15 protein-coding genes and 1 tRNA gene are annotated in these 19,487 nt (G+C 62.1%); 8 read left to right on the top strand and 8 right to left on the bottom strand.

The features are described 5' to 3' along the window. Positions 1-107: 107 nt before the first annotated feature. The gene (locus tag BSY240_RS10180) at positions 108-1,991 is read left to right on the top strand and encodes an acetoacetate--CoA ligase (RefSeq protein WP_442856013.1); all 1,884 of its coding nucleotides are present in this window, start codon (positions 108-110) and stop codon (positions 1,989-1,991) included. A 250-nt stretch (positions 1,992-2,241) separates the two neighbouring features. On the opposite strand, the gene BSY240_RS10175 is transcribed toward BSY240_RS10180, so the two are convergent. From BSY240_RS10175 to BSY240_RS10165, 3 genes are all read right to left on the bottom strand, one after another. Beyond that, positions 2,242-3,864, bottom strand: a complete 1,623-nt coding sequence (locus tag BSY240_RS10175) for an ABC transporter permease (RefSeq protein WP_069042231.1) — start codon at positions 3,862-3,864, stop codon at positions 2,242-2,244. A gap of 154 nt (positions 3,865-4,018) precedes the next feature. Continuing rightward, a complete protein-coding gene (locus BSY240_RS10170) occupies positions 4,019-4,660 on the bottom strand; it encodes a LysE family translocator (RefSeq protein WP_069042230.1) in 642 nt (213 codons plus the stop codon). 35 nt (positions 4,661-4,695) lie between these two features. Further along, positions 4,696-8,376 carry an ATP-binding protein gene (locus tag BSY240_RS10165; RefSeq protein ID WP_069042229.1) on the bottom strand — a complete coding sequence of 1,227 codons (3,681 nt, stop codon included), beginning with the start codon at positions 8,374-8,376 and terminating at the stop codon, positions 4,696-4,698. Between the two features lie 246 nt (positions 8,377-8,622). On the opposite strand from BSY240_RS10165, the gene BSY240_RS10160 reads away from it, so the two are divergent. The 3 genes from BSY240_RS10160 (at position 8,623) to BSY240_RS10150 (ending at position 9,795) form a co-directional block, all read left to right on the top strand. Continuing rightward, positions 8,623-9,063 (top strand): phasin, encoded by a 441-nt coding sequence (locus BSY240_RS10160; protein WP_054150794.1) that lies wholly within the window; start codon positions 8,623-8,625, stop codon positions 9,061-9,063. A 164-nt stretch (positions 9,064-9,227) separates the two neighbouring features. Then, positions 9,228-9,304, top strand: a tRNA-His gene (locus BSY240_RS10155). Positions 9,305-9,492: 188 nt separating this feature from the next. Beyond that, the gene (locus BSY240_RS10150; RefSeq protein WP_069042228.1) at positions 9,493-9,795 is read left to right on the top strand and encodes a PilZ domain-containing protein; all 303 of its coding nucleotides are present in this window, start codon (positions 9,493-9,495) and stop codon (positions 9,793-9,795) included. A gap of 34 nt (positions 9,796-9,829) precedes the next feature. Here the strand turns inward: BSY240_RS10150 and BSY240_RS10145 are convergent, their stop codons facing one another. The 4 genes from BSY240_RS10145 to BSY240_RS10130 form a co-directional block, all read right to left on the bottom strand. Then, positions 9,830-10,693 carry a DUF6671 family protein gene (locus BSY240_RS10145; protein WP_069043931.1) on the bottom strand — a complete coding sequence of 288 codons (864 nt, stop codon included), beginning with the start codon at positions 10,691-10,693 and terminating at the stop codon, positions 9,830-9,832. Positions 10,694-10,859: 166 nt separating this feature from the next. Next, complete coding sequence (locus BSY240_RS10140; RefSeq protein WP_083229729.1) at positions 10,860-11,963, bottom strand: branched-chain amino acid aminotransferase; 1,104 nt, start codon at positions 11,961-11,963, stop codon at positions 10,860-10,862. A gap of 159 nt (positions 11,964-12,122) precedes the next feature. Then, a complete protein-coding gene (locus tag BSY240_RS10135) occupies positions 12,123-12,728 on the bottom strand; it encodes a HupE/UreJ family protein (protein WP_069042227.1) in 606 nt (201 codons plus the stop codon). 97 nt (positions 12,729-12,825) lie between these two features. After that, positions 12,826-13,707, bottom strand: coding sequence for a LysR family transcriptional regulator (locus BSY240_RS10130; protein WP_069042226.1), 882 nt, complete (start codon positions 13,705-13,707; stop codon positions 12,826-12,828). A gap of 404 nt (positions 13,708-14,111) precedes the next feature. On the opposite strand from BSY240_RS10130, the gene BSY240_RS10125 reads away from it, so the two are divergent. From BSY240_RS10125 to BSY240_RS10110, 4 genes are all read left to right on the top strand, one after another. Beyond that, on the top strand, positions 14,112-15,608 hold the full coding sequence (locus tag BSY240_RS10125; protein WP_069042225.1) for a CoA-acylating methylmalonate-semialdehyde dehydrogenase: 1,497 nt from the start codon (positions 14,112-14,114) through the stop codon (positions 15,606-15,608). Positions 15,609-15,713: 105 nt separating this feature from the next. Continuing rightward, entirely contained in the window at positions 15,714-16,106 is a 393-nt protein-coding gene (locus tag BSY240_RS10120) for a GFA family protein (RefSeq protein WP_054150788.1), read from the top strand. A 124-nt stretch (positions 16,107-16,230) separates the two neighbouring features. Then, a complete protein-coding gene (locus tag BSY240_RS10115; protein WP_069042224.1) occupies positions 16,231-17,298 on the top strand; it encodes a YjgN family protein in 1,068 nt (355 codons plus the stop codon). After that, on the top strand, positions 17,288-18,346 hold the full coding sequence (locus BSY240_RS10110; protein WP_069042223.1) for a M48 family metallopeptidase: 1,059 nt from the start codon (positions 17,288-17,290) through the stop codon (positions 18,344-18,346). Before BSY240_RS10115 ends, BSY240_RS10110 begins: the two co-directional genes overlap by 11 nt. A 97-nt stretch (positions 18,347-18,443) precedes the next feature. Here BSY240_RS10110 and BSY240_RS10105 read toward each other — a convergent pair whose 3' ends face one another. Further along, entirely contained in the window at positions 18,444-19,481 is a 1,038-nt protein-coding gene (locus BSY240_RS10105; RefSeq protein WP_069042222.1) for a Fe(3+) ABC transporter substrate-binding protein, read from the bottom strand. Positions 19,482-19,487 lie beyond the last annotated feature (6 nt).

The raw sequence follows: 19,487 nt of genomic DNA, 5'->3' as shown, positions 1-19,487 counted from the left end.
CATGCTATAGAAAGACCATGCGCTTGAGGAGGATCAGCATGACCGGACAAAAAGCCCTTTGGACACCGTCTGAAGATTTCAAGACGAAACAGCCGCTTACCCTGTTCATGCAGTGGTGCGCCGATCGCCTTGGCCGGAGCTTTGCAGATTATGATGATTTTCATCGCTGGTCGGTCGAGGACCGCGCTGCATTCTGGTCTGCTGTCTGGGACTATTGCGAGGTGATCGGCGAAAAGGGCGGTTTGGCGCTGTCTGACGGCGATGACATGCTCAAAGCACGCTTCTTCCCCGAAGCGCGACTGAATTTCGCCGAGAACCTGCTCGCCCATGCAGGCGAGGGCGATGCGCTGATCTTTCGGGGCGAGAACAAGGTCGCCGATCGGTGGTCCTGGTCGCGCCTGACTGCGACGGTATCGCGCCTGCAGCAGGCGCTTTCCGCCATGGGCATCGGTGAAGGTGACCGTGTGGCGGCCATGATGCCGAACATGCCGGAGACGGTGGCCCTGATGCTGGCCGTCACCTCGCTCGGTGCTATCTGGTCCTCCTGCTCGCCTGATTTCGGCGATCAGGGCGTGCTCGACCGTTTCGGCCAGATCGAACCGAAGCTTTTCGTTGCCTGTGACGGCTATTGGTATAACGGCAAACGGCAGGACGTCTCCGACAAGATTGTCGCCGTCGCCGCCAAGCTCGATGTCCCGGTGCTCGTCGTTCCCTACGCAGGAGACACGGCGGCGCTGATCGAGCGCTTGCCGGATGGCCGCAGCTTCGAACAGTTCATCACCGATTTCTCGGTCAAGGACATCGAGTATCGCCGTCTGCCGTTCTCCCATCCGATCTACATCCTCTTCTCCTCCGGCACGACCGGCGTGCCGAAATGCATCGTCCATTCGGCCGGCGGCACCCTCTTGCAGCATCTGAAGGAGCATCGTTTCCATTGCGGGCTTGAGGCCGGAGAGCGGCTTTTCTACTTCACCACCTGCGGCTGGATGATGTGGAACTGGCTCGTCTCGGGCCTTGCCTGTGGCGCCACCCTCTGCCTCTACGATGGCTCGCCCTTCTATCCCGACGGTAATGTCCTCTTCGACTATGCCGCGACCGAGAAATTCGCCATCTTCGGCACATCGGCCAAATACATCGACGCCGTCCGAAAGGGCGGCCTCGTTCCGAAGAGCTCGCATGATCTATCGAGCCTGAGGCTGATGACGTCGACGGGCTCGCCGCTGTCGCCGGAAGGCTTCTCCTTCGTCTATGAGGGCATCAAGGACGATATCCAGCTTGCCTCCATTTCCGGCGGCACCGACATCGTGTCCTGCTTCGTGCTCGGCAATCCGCTGAAGCCCGTCTGGCGTGGCGAAATCCAGGGGCCGGGCCTCGGGCTTGCGGTTGAGGTCTGGGATGACGACGGCAAACCGGTCCGCGGCGAGAAGGGCGAACTGATCTGTGCCAAGGCCTTCCCGTCGATGCCGGTGATGTTCTGGAACGATCCCGACGGCGCCAAGTATCGCGCCGCTTATTTCGAACGCTTCGAGAACACCTGGTGCCATGGCGACTTCGCCGAATGGACCGAGCATGACGGGATCGTCATCCACGGGCGGTCAGACGCGACCCTGAACCCCGGCGGTGTCCGGATCGGGACGGCCGAGATCTACAACCAGGTCGAAAAGCTCGATGAAGTGGTCGAGGCGATCTGCATCGGTCAGGACTGGGATGACGATGTCCGCGTTATCCTATTCGTGCGCCTCGCGCCGGGCCTGTCTCTGACCGAGGAACTCGACAAAAAGATCAAGACGCAGATCCGCACCGGCGCCTCGCCGCGTCACGTCCCGGCCAAGATCATTCAGGTGGACGATATTCCCCGCACCAAGTCCGGCAAAATCGTCGAGCTTGCCGTGCGCGAGGTGGTGCACGGACGACCTGTCAAGAACAGGGAGGCGCTCGCCAATCCGGAAGCGCTCGCCCTCTTCGCCGATCTGCCACAGCTGCGCTCCTGACGAAAATGTGTCCCGAAACACAGCAATATCAGGGCAATACCTCAAATGTTGGGTAGCTGGCGGCGCCGACGGGTAAGGATCTCTTAACTGGCATTCGGCAAGACTGAGGGCAACTTGGAGATGCGCGATCAGACGCAGTGAGGCCTCGATTTAAGCCTCCGACAAAATGTCGATCGCTCGAGTACTCCGGTTCGACAGCATTGACTCAAGGGCGGCTTCGGCCGCCCTTTTTTTGTCGTGCGATGCCGGTTCAACGTCGTTCGTCGAGCGATCGGGAAACCAGGATCACGGGGATCAGGCCGGCAGCAATGATGATGATCGCCGCCACCGAGGCATCCTGTGCCATGCCCCGCGAGGCATCTTCATAGACCAGCGTCGCCAGCGTATTGAAGTTGAATGGTCTCAGCAGGATCGTGGCCGAGAGCTCCTTCAGCGTCTCGATGAAGACGAGCAGAGCCGCCGTCAGAACGGCAGGACGCAGGTTGGGAAGCAGCACCTGGCGCAATGTCTGCAGACCCGAGCGGCCGAGAGTCCGAGCCGCCATGTCGAGATGCGGGGATAGCTTCTGGAAACCGGCATCGATCGTGCCTTCCGCCATGGTCAGGAAGCGGACGGTGTAGGCATAGACGATTGCAAAACCTGTGCCCGACAGAAGAAGGCCGGTCGAAATGCCCAGGTTGGCACGCAGCCAACCGTCCAGGGCGTTGTCGAAGCTCGCAAGCGGGATCAGAACGCCAATCCCCAGCACAGTACCGGGAATGCCATAACCGAGTGCGGCAAGCCGTCCGGCGCCCTTCGCCAGACGCGAACGGTCTGTCCGCGCCGCATAGGAGAGCACGAAGGCCAGAAAGACCGTGATCAGGGCGGCGGCCGAGGACACGAGCGTCGAGTTCCAGAGGGCATCAAGCAGCCGCGGCTCGAGGAAATCTTCGAGACGACGCAATGCGAACCCGCCCAGCACGAAGACAGGCACGACGAAACCGACAAGGATCGGCAGAAGGCAGAAGATCGCCGCAAGCCACGCCTTCGGGCCCTTCAGCCTGAGCCGGATGGCATCGGGCACGATGGCCGTCGTCTTGTGGCTCGAGAAGCGCTGCTGTCTGCGAGCGATGCGCTCGATGACCAGAAGGCCGGCAACGATCACCAGCATCACGCAGGCAATCTGCGCTGCACCCGCCAGACTGCCGCGATTGAGCCAGGTGTCATAGACGGAGAAGGTCAGCGTTTGCACGCCCAGATACTCCACTGCCCCGATGTCGTTCAGCGTCTCCATCATCACAAGCGTCAGGCCGATCATGATCGCCGGGCGCGCCATCGGGACCTGGATGCGGGCAAAGACCCTGAATGGGCTGGAACCGAGTGTGCGGGCGACATCGGCTGCCGCGCGGCCCTGCATCAGGAACATCGATCGGCAGGCGAGGTAGACGTAAGGGTAGAGCACCGCCGACATGACCAGCACGGCGCCCGACAGCGATTTCACATCGAAGAAACTGTATTCGCGCGACGACGTGAAGCCGAAGATTGCCCTGTAGGTCGTCTGCACCGGTCCCGTGAAATCCAGAAACTCCCCGAAGGCATAGGCAGCCAGATATGAGGGAATGGCGAGCGGCAGAACAAGGGCTGGAGAGAGGAGGCGCCGCAGCGGAAACTCGCATGCCGTTACCAGCCATGCCGTGCCGACCCCGACCACAGCCGTCACGAGCCCGGTGAAGAGCAGCAGCCAGAAGGTCCTGACGCCAGCGCGCGGGATGACATTCGTCATCATGTGCTGCCAGTTGTCGGGCTCGGCCGAGAAGCCGATGACGAAGATCGCCACGATCGGCATGAAAACGACCGCCGCGGCAATCAGCGCAGCAAACGTTGCCGATCCCATGCGTCTGCTGGCATGCGTGCCCTTGGGCGAAACGGAGTGGGCTGTGCCCGTGCGCGGCAATGTGGACAAACGGTCGGCCCTTGCGAATGCGGGAATGGTTTTCCTCTAGCGGAAAGCGAGGGCGATGAAAACCGGCCCGACTGTCGCGGCGTGGTCAGCGCCGCAGATGTGCGAGACTTTCGCCGATCAATCGCAACCCAAGTGCACCGATGACAACGCTGGCGAGCCGGTCGACCCAAAGTTTCGCGCTGAGATAGGCGCGTTGCGAGCGCGGCACCGAGAAGGCGATCGCAACGATGGCATACCACCCGGCCTCGATCAGAAAGATCACCGGCGGCAGTGCAATAACCACCATGAGTGGCGGGTTTTGCGGCATCAGGGCCGCAAAGATGCTGGCATAGACCACGGCAGTCTTCGGATTGCTGATCTGCGTGACGAAGCCGAGCGCCAGGCAGCGCGGCAGCGAGTGCATGGTCCGCCCCTCTGCCGATCCGACCGAGATCGGCGCAGCTGCGCCGCGCCAGATCATCACACCGAGATAGACGAGATAGAGTCCGCCCGCGACCTTCAAAACCAGGTAGAGCCATTCAACCCGTTCGAGCAGAGCAATAAGACCAGTGAGCGCCAGAACCGCAAACAGAGCCCCACCAAGCCCCATCCCGATCGCTGCTGCAAGTCCATGCAATCGCGTATTGGCAACCGAAATCCGCGAAACAAGTACGAAGCTCGGCCCGGGGCTCATGGCACCGACCGCGATGGCGACGGCAATGCCGAGGAGAATGCTGAATGCCGTCATGCCGTTCTCCCCGTCCTCGCGATCATTCCGAGATGTCAGTCCGCCAATACCCTCGGCGAAGGAAAGGTCACCTCGACCAGCGTGCCTTCGTTTGGCGTCGACGATATCGCAAACTGGGCCCGGTTCGCGTCAACCATGGCCTTGGTCAGCGGAAGGCCGAGACCGGTGCCGTCGCCGCGATTGCGTGGCGTGCCGGTCGAAACCTGGCGGAAGGGTTTCATCGCCTGCTCGAGTTCGCTGCGCGACATTCCAATGCCGGTATCCCGGATCCGGAGCGCCACGCTGCCATTCGCTTCATATGCCGTCGACACGATGATCTGTCCGCCAGACGGCGTGAAGCGGATTGCATTCGCCAGGATGTTCAGCACGATCTGCTTGATCGAGCGCCCGTCGGCCACAACATTCGGCACGGCCTGCGACAGCGCGGTGCGGATGATCACCCGCTGGCCATTCGCCTGCGGCTGCACGATCGATACGGCTGCCTGCACCATTTCGTTCAGCCCGACGGAGGAGAAATCGAGCTCCATCTCGCCCGCCTCGATCTTGGAAATGTCGAGGAGGTCGTTGACGATGTCGAGCACATGACGGCCAGAGCGCACGATGTCGTGCGCGTATTCGCCGTAGCGCGGATGACCGACCGGGCCGAAATGCTCGTTGGCCATCATGTCGGCAAAGCCGATGATCGCGTTGAGCGGTGTCCGGATCTCATGGCTGACGCGGGCAAGGAAGTCGGTCTTGTGGGCGTTGGCCGTTTCCGCCGCGCGCTTTGCGTTGCGCAGCTCTTCCTCGGTCCGCTTCCATTGCGTGATGTCGCGGATGACTGCGCAATAGCCGTTGGAGGAGTTGAGCCTGCCGATGGTCATGAACAGCGGCAGGAAGCCGCCGGAGGCCTCGCGACCGATCACTTCGCGACCGTCGTTCAGGACGCTAGCGACGCCATGACCGGCAAGTCCGCTCAGATAGTCGAGGATCGACTTCTGGCTCTCATGCGCAAACAGCATGACAAAGGGTTTCCCGCGCGTCTCCATGTCGTCGAAGTTGAAGAGCGCGCTTGCCGCCCGGTTCATCGAACGGATGTCACCGTCGGAATCGAGGATCACCACGCCGTCGGTCGCGGTTTCCAGGATCGAACGCAGCTCGTCCACTTCGACCTTCATGCGCGCGAGTTCCCCCGCCTGCGCCGGTGTCGCGGCCGATGCAACCGTCACCGTCTCGGGCTCGGCCGGCATTTCCGGCCGGACCTGTTCTTCGGGCTGGGCAATCAGCGCCAGCATCAGGGCGGTGGTTTCCTCGAAACGCACGGACTGCAGTCGTGCCGTGACCGGTAGCAGGCGATCGTTGGCGCAGAGCGCCACGACCTGGCCCGCCTCATCGCCGGGCTCTTCCAGATCACGACGCTGGATCAGCGTGTCGAGACCACCGACGTCGTCAAGTTCACCCAGCGTCTTGTATCCCGTCAGCGCGAAGAATTCCGGATTGGCGTGGATCAGCCGGTCGCCGACATGCACCAGGAGCGCGACCGGCATGAGGTCGATGATATCGGCAGTCAGGCTGCGCTCGCGTCTTCCTGCCGGCCGATCCGCCGATGGGCTCGGCAAATTGGCTTCGGCCGAACGCTCGGCGACGGGCTCGGTCGGCGTGATCGCGCTGGCGGGCGGCGTCTGGGGCGCTTCCGGCGTCTTCGGTGACGGCGCGGCCGGCTCGTTTCGCAGCACGGGTGGCTCCGACGACGCCAGCGACTGCTCGACCTTCGCCCTCAGGCTAAGCGGATCGAGCTTGCGGGCGATCTCCTGAAACGCGGCCTGTTCGCCGGGGGTTAGGCTGTCGCGCTGGCGGACACGGTGATCCTGCAGCTGCACGACCTTGTCCGGCAGGCTGGGTTTGCGCGGTTCCATGATCCGCAGCACCGGTGGTTCGAAGTCGACCGGGCGCGACGGAGGAACATCGTCGTTGCTTTTGGCTTCAGCGTGCGGTTCGGCGTCGTCGACAACGTCGTTGTCATCATCCGCATTGATAAGAGCGTCGAGGGTCTGCTCGCCAGCCTCGGCGATCTGCTCTTCGATAAAGTCTTCGGGCGGATGGGTCTCGCCTTCACTGAGTTCGCTCAAGAACTCCGCGAGTTCCTCGTCCCGGTCGCTGTGCACACCGGTCGGCAGTTCGTCCGGCGCATCAAAGGAGGGCTGCTGCTCAACAAAGGTCATGCCGATCGCGTCTGGATCTTCCTGGGCGTCCGCGACCCTGACGATCCCGAAGCCGCGGAAGCCGTCGAATTCGCGGTTGCGCGTATAGGTCGGCAGCGCCGCCAGATCTACGGGCACGACCAGTCGGGTTCCTTCGACGGGCCAGTAGATCGTCTTGCCGGACCAGGTGTCGCGCTTCTTCAGGAGCTCGCCGATCTTGCCGTCTGGATCGAGATTGAAAAGGGCCGCGAGATCGGAGAAGGCGACGCCCTCGATATCGGCAGCACGCGGGCCGACGGCCTGGGCAAACTCCGCCGAGACTTCGCTGAACCGGCCCTCGGCATCGATCTTCCAGACGAAGCGTGTGGCGCGCCGATCCTGATGAAACGTGAAACCTTCGGTGCCAGGGCCATGGCCCGCGAGCCTGGTTGTCGGCGCGACGGTCGCTGCAGCGGCGGTCTCAACGGTCTCGACGATCTGATTGGTAGCGGGCACGTCCGCTTCCGTGACAACAGGCGGTTCGTCGGAATGTTCGGTCGTCTCTGACGCAGCCAGATCCGGCTCGCTTGCGAGCACATCTGCCGTTTCATCCGCGAGCGCCTCGACATCCGCGTCCACCGTTTCGTCCTCTGCGTCGAAAGCGTCGGTGTCCGGCTCGATTTCTTCAATGTCTCCGAGGGCAGCAATCACGCTCTCAAAGGGCGCAGCAGGCGAGGGGAGCTCGGCCGATTCTGCCATTGCCTCATCCGCGGAGATTGCGAAGTCTTCGGTCTCGGTCTCGTCTTCGACCGTATCGTCGGCCCGGACAGGCTCGGCGATCGCGGTCGGCAGATCCTCCTCTTCCGCAAAGTCGTCGCTCGGGTCCATCTGGCCGAGGATCGTCTCGACCGCGAACAGAAGATGGAGCGCCGGCGCGTCGGAAATCTTGCCGATGGCGGCGGGGAGATATCCCCGGCCTGTCGGGATCGGCCGCTTGACGAGCCTGTCTGCATCCGCCTCGACCAGATTGATCAGCATGCGCGCCGTCTGCGGCGTGATGCCGAGGCCCGGGAAACCGTCGGAGCTCGCGACGAGGCCGCCCTCGCCATCGAGCACGGCCATATGCGTGTCCGGATCGTCAAAGCCGCTCATCAGTTCCTGGGCGAGCTGCTTTTCCCCGGTCGCGCGCTTGAGGGCCGGCAGCGAGAGCAGGATCACCGGCTCCCCCTTGCGGATCTCGATGCAGTCGGCGGATGCCGTGATCGGCAGCTTCTGGAAGCCCGAGGTGATGCGCAGCATCAGATTGCGGCTGTCGCCCGGCGATGACAATTGGCGGGCAACCGTTTCGAGCTGCCGAAAGGTGATGTCGCCACGGTTAGGACCTTCCTCGAGAAAGTCGTAGATCGAGTTGGCGCCGAAGAAGCGGGCGCCGGCCCCGTTGCACCAGAGAACCCGTCCCAACCCCGGCGCAAACAGCACGAGCGCCTCGCCCCGCGCCAGACGCGGTCGGATGAGGTCGTGCACGGCGACGTCGATGAATGGGTATTGAGCGGGCATTTTCGGACCTGTCGCTTCATGGCCTGCGAGTAAATTAACAGATTTTTAATAGCTAGGCAGTGCCTTTGGGTCCAGAAAGTCGGGACCCTTTCGATTGGTAAGGTTAATCCGCCCCGGTTTTCAACATGCAGAAAATCTAATTGTGCGGCGCACAATAATATTGCAATGCACAATATCAGGTGCTATATAGGGTTCATGAATGAAACATGAGGGGTCGCTGAGACCCCCGACAAGAGGAAATGCACCATGAACACCAATGATATCTTCTCTTTCTCCTCCTTCGATCCTTCGAAGATGCAGGAAAGCTTCCGTGACTTCGCCGAAAAGGGCGCAGTCCAGTCGAAGGAAGCCTATGCCAAGATGAAGTCCGCCACGGAAGAAGCCACGAAGACCGTGGAAGCGACCGTCCAGACGGCCCAGGCCGGCACCGTCGAACTCGGCCTCAAGGCGATCGACGCCATGCGCACCAATGCCGACCTCTCGCTCTCGCACATGGAAGCGCTGCTCGGCGTCAAGTCGATGGCTGAACTGGTCGAACTCCAGACCGCCTTCATCCGCAAGCAGGCTGAAGTGACGATCGAACAGGCCAAGGCGATCCAGGAAACCGCCAAGAAGGTTGCCGAAACGATGACCAAGCCTGGCAAGGAAGCTGCCGAAAAGGTCATGTCCTCGCTCAAGGTCGCCTGATCGACTGCGATTACTGAAAAATCCTCCCAAGGATCTTAGGCCGGGCATAGCGCCCGGCCTTTTTCATAACCCCAAGCCTTTTCGCCTGATGCGCAGAAAGGGCTTGAAAAAAAATCCATCTGCTCGTATGTGACCCCTCGACGGCGTCAGCGACGCGGTCATGTGCGGTTGTAGCTCAGTTGGTTAGAGCGCAGGTTTGTGGCACCTGAGGTCGGAGGTTCGAGACCCCCCAACCGTACCATTTTCTCCCTGGTTGATACTGAAGCAATCTGGAACGCCCGCTTGGCGCGGCCCGTGTGTGTGTCCGCATGCTCTTCAATGCCTAAAATGCGATCGTTTGCATTAACCTGAAAACAAGGCTTCGGACAGTTCCGGCTTTGAACCTCGACCTTTTGGTGCTCTCACTTGAACCAGACGAGCGGAGGTCCGATGGAACGTCGCAAAGAGATAAGACAGCGCTGCGAACTGGATTCGCTGGTCCTGATGTTCGGCTGCCATGTCCGGGGATGGATTTCCGACTGCAGCCCCAAGGGGCTGGGTCTGGTGCTCTCCGAAGGAATAGAACTCGCGGATCAGGAGCCGCTTGTCCTTTATTGCGATCTGTTCGGTGTTCTGCATGCCGAGATCATCTGGAAGCAGGACGAGAAGATCGGCGCGCGGATACGCAACTGGAAGACGGCGGCGGTCAGCAGCCGGATCCGGCCCTACCTCCTGCGGCCATCGAGGATCTGATGATTGCGGTCTTCAGGCTGCCGCGTCGTTGTCGTCACGGATTGCAGAGCGCGCAGTAGGTAGGGTCCGCAACGGCGCCGAGGGCGTGCTCACGGCGCTCCTCCACGCCACAGGAAACACAGCCGAACACATCATGCCGCGGCAGCGATGTCGGACAGCCACAGAGGCTGCAGGGCAGACCGTATTCGGTTCTGACCTTGCCCCAGCCCGGATGGCGGCAATGCGTGCAAGGTGTCGACAGACGCGCTGCCATCTGCCGTCCAACCTCGCCAATCACCACCATTCGCCGGGGATTCATGAAGGCCCGCATGTCGGTCTCGATATGCGCTCGTCCGGTCGGGGAAAGCCCGACCGCGGTCCCGATCGCGATTTCCAGATCCGCAACAGTGCGAATGCCCTTGGCCACCGGTGCGTTCAACCGACCTACGGGCGCGACGACCAGGCCCTGCTCCGGGAAGCCGATCCGCTCGAGAAAGGCGTCTGCATCCCCGACCGAAACGGCAGGGCAGTGACCGAATGTTGGCCGCTCGTCGATCCTCATTTCCGCGATTTCGAAGCCCTGTGCCGCGTCCACGTAGAGCAGCAGCTCGCGACCGACCGCGAGCAATGGAATGGTCGGATGGGGGCCATAGGCGCCCTCGCTGGCAAGCGCTGCCTGCAGACCAGTTTCCTGCATGGCGGCTTGTGCCTTGGCCCGTGCCGCCTCCAGCATCGTCCCGGATCGCGGCCGATCCCGGGTGAAGGTCCCGAATTGATCGGTATCGAGGGCCGATGGCAGCACCAGGTCGATACCGATGGCTGCGAACGACGCGGAGAGAGCGCGCTCCTTTCCGTGAATCGTCGCCATGGCCATCCGTCGCGGCAGCACGAAGTCCGAGGCGGACCGACCGTTCGTCATGTTGTCTTCCTGCATCTGTTCCGGGCCGCAGATGTGCCGCCGTCTCTTTTGTTTCGGACCTTCATTGCTTGCGCCGGTCCGTTCCGGTGTCCAAGGCGTCCGCCCAAACAAAATTCCCCGCCATGTTGCCATGACGGGGTTTCAAAGCGTGTGACTGTGCCTGTCGTCAGGCGCGAGTCACTTCCTTCACCCAGCCATGTGTATCCGCCACGGATCCGCGCTGGATGCCGGTCAGCTGGTTTCGCAGCTTTTCCGTTTCCATGCCCGTGCCGGCATTGCCGATGACGAATTCGCCGCTGGGATGGCGCACCGTGCCGATCGCGGCAACAACGGCAGCCGTGCCGCAGGCGAAGGCCTCGCGCAGCTTGCCGCTCTTGGCGTCCGCCATCCATTCATCGAAGGAATAGGGGCGCTCGATGACATCAAGGCCGTTGTCTCCGGCAAGCTTGATGATCGAGTTGCGGGTGATGCCCGGCAGGATCGTGCCCGAGAGCGGTGGCGTGACCACGGTGTTGTCGTCCATGACAAAGAAGACGTTCATGCCGCCCAGCTCTTCGATCCACTTGTGTTCGGCGGCATCCAGGAAGACGACCTGGTCGCAGCCGCGGCTTGCCGCTTCCTTCTGGGCGAGAAGGCTCGCCGCATAGTTGCCGCCGCACTTGGCCGCACCCGTGCCGCCAGGGGCTGCGCGGGTATAGTGCTCGCTGACCCAGAGCGTGACCGGCTTGCTGCCGCCCTTGAAATAGGGGCCGACGGGCGAAGCGATGACGCAGAACACGTATTCACGCGAGGGGCGCACGCCGAGGAAGGCTTCGCTGGCGAACATGAAGGGACGCAGATAGAGGCTGCCTTCGCCTTCCGGAACCCACTTGGCGTCGATCTTCACCAGTTCCTCGACGGCCCTCAGGAAAAGCTCTTCCGGCACATCAGGCATTGCCATGCGCTCGGCCGACCTGTTGAAGCGGCGGGCATTCTCTTCCGGGCGGAAGAGCGTGATGCGGCCGTCAGCGGCCTTGTAGGCTTTCATGCCTTCGAAGATTTCCTGCGCATAATGCAGCACGCTTGCCGCCGGGTCGACCTGGAAGGGCTTGCGCGCCGAGACTTCCGGGCTGTGCCAGCCCTTGTCGACGTGCCAATGCACCACCGCCATATGATCGGTGAACAGCGTTCCGAAGCCCAGGTTTTCGAAAGCCGCGAGCCGCTCGGCTTCCGGCATGGGCGAGGCATTCGGAACGATCTGGAAGTCGAGGAGTGCGGTATTCGTGGTCATGGAGAGCCTGTGTCTGAGCTGTTCACGGTTGCGCTGGCCGCGCCGATGGAGACGGTCGCGACCGGTGCCGTCGTTTGTGCGGTTTGATCGCGGTTTGTCAACAGAAACCATGCTATCGCGATGCAGCAAAACGCTTGGTCTGCAGGGCCGAGAGCCGGCTTAGCCCGTCATGAGCCCGAACAGAAACCACAAGCCGGCGAGCGAGATGACCGCCCCCAGCGCCTGCACCAGCCGGCCGCCGCCGATCGGCTTCAAGGCAGCACCGATTGCGATCCCGATCACATGGATCACGCCAGTGGAGACCACGAAGCCCACGGTAAAGGCTGCGGGGTCGCTGGCGCGCGGCGCGAGCACACCATGCGGATAGCCATGCATGAGCGCGAAGGCTGCGATCAGCACCAGCGCCGCCCATTCCGGCGCCCGCCACGCGGCCGCAATCGCACCGCCGAGAACGATGACAGAAACGGCAATCCCGTATTCGATCGGCTGGTCGGGCAGAAGGCCGGTCATGCCGATGATCCCGCCGACGCACATGATCATCGGGAAAGTCGCCGGCAGCGTCCAGACCGATCGCCCACCCATCTGCGCGCCCCAGAGGCCGACGGCCAGCATGGCAAGCAGATGGTCTAAGCCAGCCAGCGGATGCCCGAATCCCGAGCCGAACCCGCCGAGCGGTCCGTCCATCACATGGGCATGGGCGGGAAGTGCAAAGAGGAGTGCAAACAGAAAGGCCGGAAGGCCGAGATGAAGCAAGGGCTGGCGCATGTCAGTATCCATGGGTGATCAGATCGGCGCAGTCTATCTGCGTCGATCATGACGGAAAAGCGTCCTCAAAACGCACTCCGGTCATCGGCCAACCGCGTCAGCTGAAGATCGCGCGATCTTCGTCCACCGCATCCTGCAGGAATTGCACCACCGCCCGAACGCGCACGAGTTCCCGCGCACTTTCGTGGAAGGTCGTCCAATAGGCGCGCCGGATGGTGACCTCGGGCAGCACGCGAACGAGGTTGTCATACTGCCGGGCGATATAGCTGTGCAGGATACCGATGCCCGCACCCGCCAGCACCGCCTCCGTCTGGCCAATCGCCGAGGAGATCTCGAAGCCGGCATTCCAGTCGCGCATCACCTCGCCGGTGAAATTCAGCGAAGGGGTGAAGATCAGGTCCTCGACATAGCCGATGCGTCGATGTCCCTTCAGACCTTCGGCGGTCGTCGGCAGGCCGTTCGTTTCGGCATAACCATTCGACGCATAGAGACCGAGCGTGTAATCGACGAGCTTCGACGAGACGAGCCGGCCCTGATCAGGCCGCTCCAGCGTCACGGCAATATCCGCCTCGCGTTGCGAGAGCGAAAACGAGCGCGGCACCGGCACCAGCTGGATCTTCAGCTCCGGATGCCGTTCGATGAGGGCACCGAGCCGTGACGCGAGGAAAAACACGCCGAAACCATCGGGTGCGCCGATGCGCACCGTGCCGGCCACCTGGGTGTCCGTCCGCCCGAGCCGCGCCTGCACCTCCAGCATCTCGGTTTCCATCCGCTCGGCGGAGGAAAGAAAGGCCTCGCCCTCGGCGGTCAACTCGCAGCCATTGGTGCGGCGGATGAACAGACGCGTCTTGAGCGCCGTCTCCAGCGCCGTCAGCCGGCGCGAAAGCGTGGCGTGGTTGAGTCCGAGACGGCGCGATGCGGCCAGGATCTGGCCGGTGCGCGCCACGGCCAGAAAGATGCGAACGTCATCCCAGTTCATCGGTGGCCCCCTCTGCTCCCGGAATGCGGGTTACCCCCCCCCCCCCCCCCCCCCCCCCCCCTCTGGCCTGCCGGCCATCTCCCCACATGGGGCAAGAACTGATGAGCTGCCGGCCGGTCGCCCGCCTTTGGAGCTTGCTGAACCGAGCAGCAAACGCGGCGCCACGTTCTCCCCCCCCCCCCCTTGCGTGGGAGATGTCACGCAGTGACAGAGGCGGGTATTCATATGCGATAGCCCTGCCCGTGTGGGGGAGATGCCTGGCAGGGCAGAGGGGGGTGGCACACGAAAGACCGATCAACGATGTCACCTAACATTAATTTTCGCACAACAGATGCGTAAATGATCGCGTTGATTTGTGCAAATCAAAGCGCATACTGCCTCCACAACAATCCAGGAGGACACCCATGTATCAGGTTGGTCATTTCATCGGTGGCAAGCATGTCGCCGGCACGTCGGGCCGCAAGCAGCCGATCTACAATCCGGCAACCGGTGAAGTGCAGGGCGAGGTCTCGCTCGCAAGCGCTGAAGAGCTGAACGCGGCGGTCGAGAACGCCAAGTCGGCCCAGGCCAAGTGGGCCGCCACCAATCCGCAGCGCCGCGCCCGCGTCTTCATGAAGTTCGTTCAGCTCCTGAACGACAATATGGATTCACTCGCCGAGACTCTCTCGCGCGAACACGGCAAGACCATCGAAGACGCCAAGGGCGACATCGTCCGTGGCCTGGAAGTCTGCGAATTCGTCATCGGCATCCCGCATCTGTCGAAGAGCGAGTTCACCGAAGGCGCTGGCCCGAACATCGACATGTATTCGATTCGGCAAGCGGTCGGCATCGGCGCCGGCATCACGCCGTTCAACTTCCCGGCCATGATCCCGATGTGGATGTTCGCGCCTGCGATTGCCTGCGGCAACGCCTTCATCCTGAAGCCGTCCGAGCGTGACCCGTCCGTTCCGATCCGCCTGGCTGAACTGATGATCGAGGCAGGGCTTCCCGCCGGCATCCTCAACGTCGTCAATGGTGACAAGTCCGCCGTCGACGGCATCTTGACGCATCCGGACATCTCGGCCGTCTCCTTCGTCGGCTCGACCGCGATTGCCCGTTACGTCTATGGAACGGCTGCGATGAACGGCAAGCGCGCTCAGTGCTTCGGCGGCGCCAAGAACCACATGATCATCATGCCGGATGCCGACCTCGACCAGGCCGCTCAGGCGCTGATGGGTGCCGGCTACGGCTCTGCCGGCGAACGCTGCATGGCAATCTCGGTCGCTGTTCCAGTCGGTGAAGAAACCGCCAACCGCCTGATCGAAAAGCTGACCCCGATGGTGGAAAGCCTGCGCATCGGCCCCTACACCGATGACAAGGCCGATCTCGGCCCCGTCGTCACCAAGGAAGCCCAGGCGCGCATCAAGGGCCTGATCGACTCTGGCGTCGAAGCCGGTGCCAAGCTCGTCGTCGATGGCCGCGATTTCAAGCTCCAGGGCTATGAAAACGGCTATTTCGTCGGCGGCTGCCTCTTCGATCACGTCACGCCGGATATGGACATCTACAAGACCGAGATCTTCGGCCCTGTCCTCTCGGTCGTGCGCGCCAAGACCTATGAAGAAGCCCTCGACCTGCCGATGAAGCACGAATACGGCAATGGCGTTGCGATCTACACCCGCGACGGCGACGCTGCTCGTGACTTCGCCAGCCGCATCAACATCGGCATGGTCGGCATCAACGTGCCGATCCCGGTTCCGCTCGCCTACCACTCCTTCGGTGGCTGGAAGTCCTCGTCTTTCGGCGATCTCAACCAGCACGGCACGGACTCCATCAAGTTCTGGACCCGCACCAAGACGGTCACAAGCCGCTGGCCGTCGGGCATCAAGGACGGTGCCGAGTTCGTCATGCCGACGATGAAGTAAGAGAAGCAACGTCGTTCACAATTGCGCCACCCCGTCGAAAGGCAGGGTGGCGTTCTCTTGCCAGCATGAAATCGGCTGATAGCTTCTCCGGCGGGAGGGCGGATCATGCCGAAAAAGAAGAACCATACCGGCGGCTGTCTTTGCGGGGCAGTGCGCTTCGAGGCCGATGCGCCGGCCGCCAAGCCACACACCTGTTCCTGCAAGATGTGCCAGCGCCATACGGGCAGTCTCACCGCCACCTGGGTCGAATTTCCGCGCGAGGCCGTGCGCTGGGTTGGCCCTGCAGGCATCCCCGCCACATGGCGCTCCTCCGACTTTTCGTCACGTGCATTCTGCGACACCTGTGGCTCTTCGATCGGCGCCATCGACGATCAGCCGACGGTGGCGCTCCTGCTCGGAGCCTTCGATCGCACCAGCGCCGCCGATCTCAGGCCCGCTTATCATTCCTACAAGGGTGGCCGACCGAAATGGTGGTGCATCGAGATTTGCGAGACCTGAACGGTGCAACGGGCGTCCGAAGTGTCCGAGCGCACTTGAGTGCGTGGTGCTCTCATGGTCAATGTTCAGGCGCGCGTTGCGGGGGATAGCGACGTGCCGGTTTTGATTTCATGAGGGACATTTCATGCAAGAGGCAGTCTTCGGCCGCGCCGACGCTTTGCGCCGCGGCGAGTTTCGCGGCAGCGCCGGTGAGTATTTCGGTATCTGGATCGTCAACATTCTCCTGACGATCGTCACGGTCGGCATCTACTCCGCCTGGGCCAAGGTTCGGCGCAACCGCTATTTCTACGGAAACTCATTCATTGACGGTCACTCCTTCGACTACCACGCCAAGGGGCTACAGATCTTCATCGGTCGTGCCATCGTTTTCGGCTACATCATTGGCTACAACATTCTCCTGACCTTCAGCCCGATCGCGGGCGGTATCCTGGCGTTGCTGATGTTCGTGCTGCTTCCCTGGATCGTCATGCGCAGCCTTCGCTTCAACGCCCGCGTCACGAGCTATCGCAACATCCGTTTCGACTTCGTCGGAAAGACCTGGGGCGCCTTCGTCGCGATCATCTTCGGCGGCCTCATCGCCTTCTTCTCGCTTGGCATCCTCGCGCCTTTCGCCAGCCGCTGGCTCTATCGCTACATCTTCAACAACCTGCGTTACGGCGACCGGGCCTTCGAGACAGATCCGAAGATCGGTGCGCTCTACCGCGTCTGGCTGCCAGCCTTCCTGCTGATGCTTGTCGGTGCGGCAGTCGGAGGGGCTCTCTTTGTCCTGATCTATTATGGTGCGGTGGCCAGCGCCGACTCGGGCATGGATGGCGAGGCCCTGCTCGTTCTCGGCATCTATGGAACGGTGATCCCGGTCTTGTTGCTTTGGGGCGTCGCGGCGATTTTCTATCGCATCGGCGTTCGCAACGTGGTGATGAATTCAGCCCGCTTCGATACCCGTCATTCCCTTTTTTCGGATCTGGGCCGCCTGCGTTATTTCTGGATCGTCGTCTCAAATCTGGTCGTCACCATCCTCACCCTCAGCCTGATGCGCCCCTGGGCAGCGGTCCGCGAGCACCGCTATGTGATCGAGCATTCCGGCATCGTGGTCGATGGTGAACTCGGTGATGTGGTATCCTCGATGCAGGCGTCCGGCTCCGCCGTGACGGCGGAATATCTCGATCTTGAAGGGTTCGACTTTGGCTTCTGACGACAAGCGCATCGCCTCCGGTCGCTGGCATCCTCCCGGCTCGAGCCGGTCGGCGCCGGCGGTCCTTCTGGCGGAGGGCAAGACCCTTTTTGTCCGGCTAGACGCCGGAGGCGATCCGGTGTCTCTGGGAGAACTGGCACGGACGGAGATATCGGCCCGCGTCGGTCGCATTCCCCGCCGGGTCACCTTCGCCGATAGCTCGCTCTTCGAGACCGATGACAACGACGCCGTCGACCTGTGGCTGAGCAAGCATGGCAAGAAGGGCGTCGTTCACGAACTGGAGCGGTTTCACCCACGTCTGGTCGCCTTCGTCTTCGCTGTTGTCGTGCTTGCGGGCCTGATCTACCGCTATGCAGTTCCGGCGCTGGTCGAAGTGGCCGTTCTGGTGACACCGCCGGCGGTCACCGAGTGGATGGCAAGCGGTACGCTTCTGTCGCTCGACCAGGCGGTGTTCAGCGAAAGCCGACTGCCCGAAGCCCGTCAGACGGAGATCCTGAAGGCCTTCAATCAGGTCGCAGTCCTCTCGTCCCGGGGTGTTGCCGGCTACAATCTCAATTTCCGTCAGGGTGGCCCGATTGGCCCGAACGCGTTTGCCCTTCCCGATGGAACGCTTGTCATCACCGACGAACTGATCGATCTTGCTGATGGCGACATGGACATGATCATCGGGGTCCTTGCCCACGAAATCGGCCATGTCGAGGAGGAGCACTCGCTCCGCCAGCTCTATCGCGCAGCCGGCATGGCCGGTCTAATCATGCTGATCGCAGGCGATGTCGGTGCGGCCGGCGAGGACATTCTGACCAATGGCGCTGCCCTGATGTCACTCTCCCATTCGCGTGACGCGGAAAACGAGGCCGACCGTATCTCGGTGGAGCTGATGGCCAAGGCCGGCCGTGATCCGCGCGCCATCGGCCGCTTCTTCGCTCGGTTGGAAGAAAAACTCGGTCTCGATGGAGACTCCTCCTTCCTGTCCACCCATCCGGGCACCAGTGAGCGGCGGGAGGCAATCGACGATCACGCGAAAACTGTCGAAGCTGGTGGCATCTGAGGGGGAGGCCAGGCGGGAGGCGGACTATGGCACATGCCGAAATGCAAGAAGGGGCGGTCTGAGACCGCCCCTTCTGCTTTCAAGTATACGCGGAAGATTACTGCGTTGCGCCGTCGTTCAGGCCGACCTTGTCGACCAGTTCGGAAGCGGTCTTGCGGTTGGCAGCGATGTCGGCGAGCGGCAGCGGATCAGCCTTGATCGCGCCGAAGCTGGCAACCATCTCGGAAACCTTGGCATTGGGGCCGACAGGATATTCGAAGACCTGCTCGGCATAGATGGTCTGCGCTTCGTCGGAAGCCAGGAATTCCATCAGCTTGACGGCATTGTCCTTGTTCGGTGCGTTCTTTGTCAGCGCCATGCCGGAAATGTTGACATGCGTGCCACGGTCAGCGGCGTTCGGGAAGAGAACCTTGACCGAAGCGGCCCAGTCCTTTTCTTCCGGATCCTTCTCGTTGGTCTTCATCAGACCGAGGTAGTAGGTGTTGGCAAGGCCGAGATCGCATTCGCCGGCATGGATTGCCTTCGCCTGGGCGCGGTCGTTGCCGTCAGGCTTCTTGACCAGGTTCTGCTTCAGGCCTGCGAGCCATGTTTCCGTGTATTCGGCGCCATGGTGGGCGACCATCGAGGCGAACAGGCCGACATTGTAGGCGTGCTGACCGTCGCGCATGCAAATGCGGCCCTTCCACTTGGGATCGGCGAGTTCCTCATAGGTGATCGCATCTTCGGAGACGCGGTCCTTGGAAGCATAGAGAACGCGGCCACGGGTGGTCAGGCCGAACCAATTGCCTTCCGGATCACGATACTGCGCCGGGATCTGGCTGGTGATGTTCTCGTCGACGAGCGGCTGGGTCACGCCGCCATCCTTGGCTTCCGTGAGGCGCGCGATGTCGACCGTCAGAATGACGTCGGCCGGCGAGTTTGCACCTTCTGCCGTGATGCGCTCGACGAGGCCCTTGTCGAGGAAAAGCACATTGGTCTTGATGCCCGTTTCCTTGGTGAAGGCGTCCATCAGCGGCTGGATCAGTTCCGGCTGACGATAGGAATAGATGTTGACTTCGCCGTCTGCCAGTGCCGAGCCGGCCGAAAGGGCCAGAACGGAAACTGCACCGAGTGCGATGGTACGGATGGATGTCATGGTAGG

Source organism: Agrobacterium sp. RAC06 (assembly GCF_001713475.1).
GTDB lineage: Bacteria > Pseudomonadota > Alphaproteobacteria > Rhizobiales > Rhizobiaceae > Allorhizobium.
This window is presented reverse-complemented; position numbering and strand designations above follow the sequence as displayed.

Bases quoted from the DNA above. Each gene is read 5' to 3' on its own strand.
- BSY240_RS10105 (WP_069042222.1), bottom strand. From the start codon at position 19,481: ATGACATCCATCCGTACCATCGCACTCGGTGCAGTTTCCGTTCTGGCC.
- BSY240_RS10175 (WP_069042231.1), bottom strand. From the start codon at position 3,864: ATGGGATCGGCAACGTTTGCTGCGCTGATTGCCGCGGCGGTCGTTTTC.
- BSY240_RS10120 (WP_054150788.1), top strand. From the start codon at position 15,714: ATGCCGAAAAAGAAGAACCATACCGGCGGCTGTCTTTGCGGGGCAGTG.
- BSY240_RS10145 (WP_069043931.1), bottom strand. From the start codon at position 10,693: ATGACGAACGGTCGGTCCGCCTCGGACTTCGTGCTGCCGCGACGGATG.
- BSY240_RS10180 (WP_442856013.1), top strand. From the start codon at position 108: ATGCAGTGGTGCGCCGATCGCCTTGGCCGGAGCTTTGCAGATTATGAT.
- BSY240_RS10115 (WP_069042224.1), top strand. From the start codon at position 16,231: ATGCAAGAGGCAGTCTTCGGCCGCGCCGACGCTTTGCGCCGCGGCGAG.
- BSY240_RS10135 (WP_069042227.1), bottom strand. From the start codon at position 12,728: ATGCGCCAGCCCTTGCTTCATCTCGGCCTTCCGGCCTTTCTGTTTGCA.
- BSY240_RS10170 (WP_069042230.1), bottom strand. From the start codon at position 4,660: ATGACGGCATTCAGCATTCTCCTCGGCATTGCCGTCGCCATCGCGGTC.
- BSY240_RS10140 (WP_083229729.1), bottom strand. From the start codon at position 11,963: ATGACCACGAATACCGCACTCCTCGACTTCCAGATCGTTCCGAATGCC.
- BSY240_RS10125 (WP_069042225.1), top strand. From the start codon at position 14,112: ATGTATCAGGTTGGTCATTTCATCGGTGGCAAGCATGTCGCCGGCACG.
- BSY240_RS10165 (WP_069042229.1), bottom strand. From the start codon at position 8,376: ATGCCCGCTCAATACCCATTCATCGACGTCGCCGTGCACGACCTCATC.
- BSY240_RS10130 (WP_069042226.1), bottom strand. From the start codon at position 13,707: ATGAACTGGGATGACGTTCGCATCTTTCTGGCCGTGGCGCGCACCGGC.
- BSY240_RS10160 (WP_054150794.1), top strand. From the start codon at position 8,623: ATGAACACCAATGATATCTTCTCTTTCTCCTCCTTCGATCCTTCGAAG.
- BSY240_RS10150 (WP_069042228.1), top strand. From the start codon at position 9,493: ATGGAACGTCGCAAAGAGATAAGACAGCGCTGCGAACTGGATTCGCTG.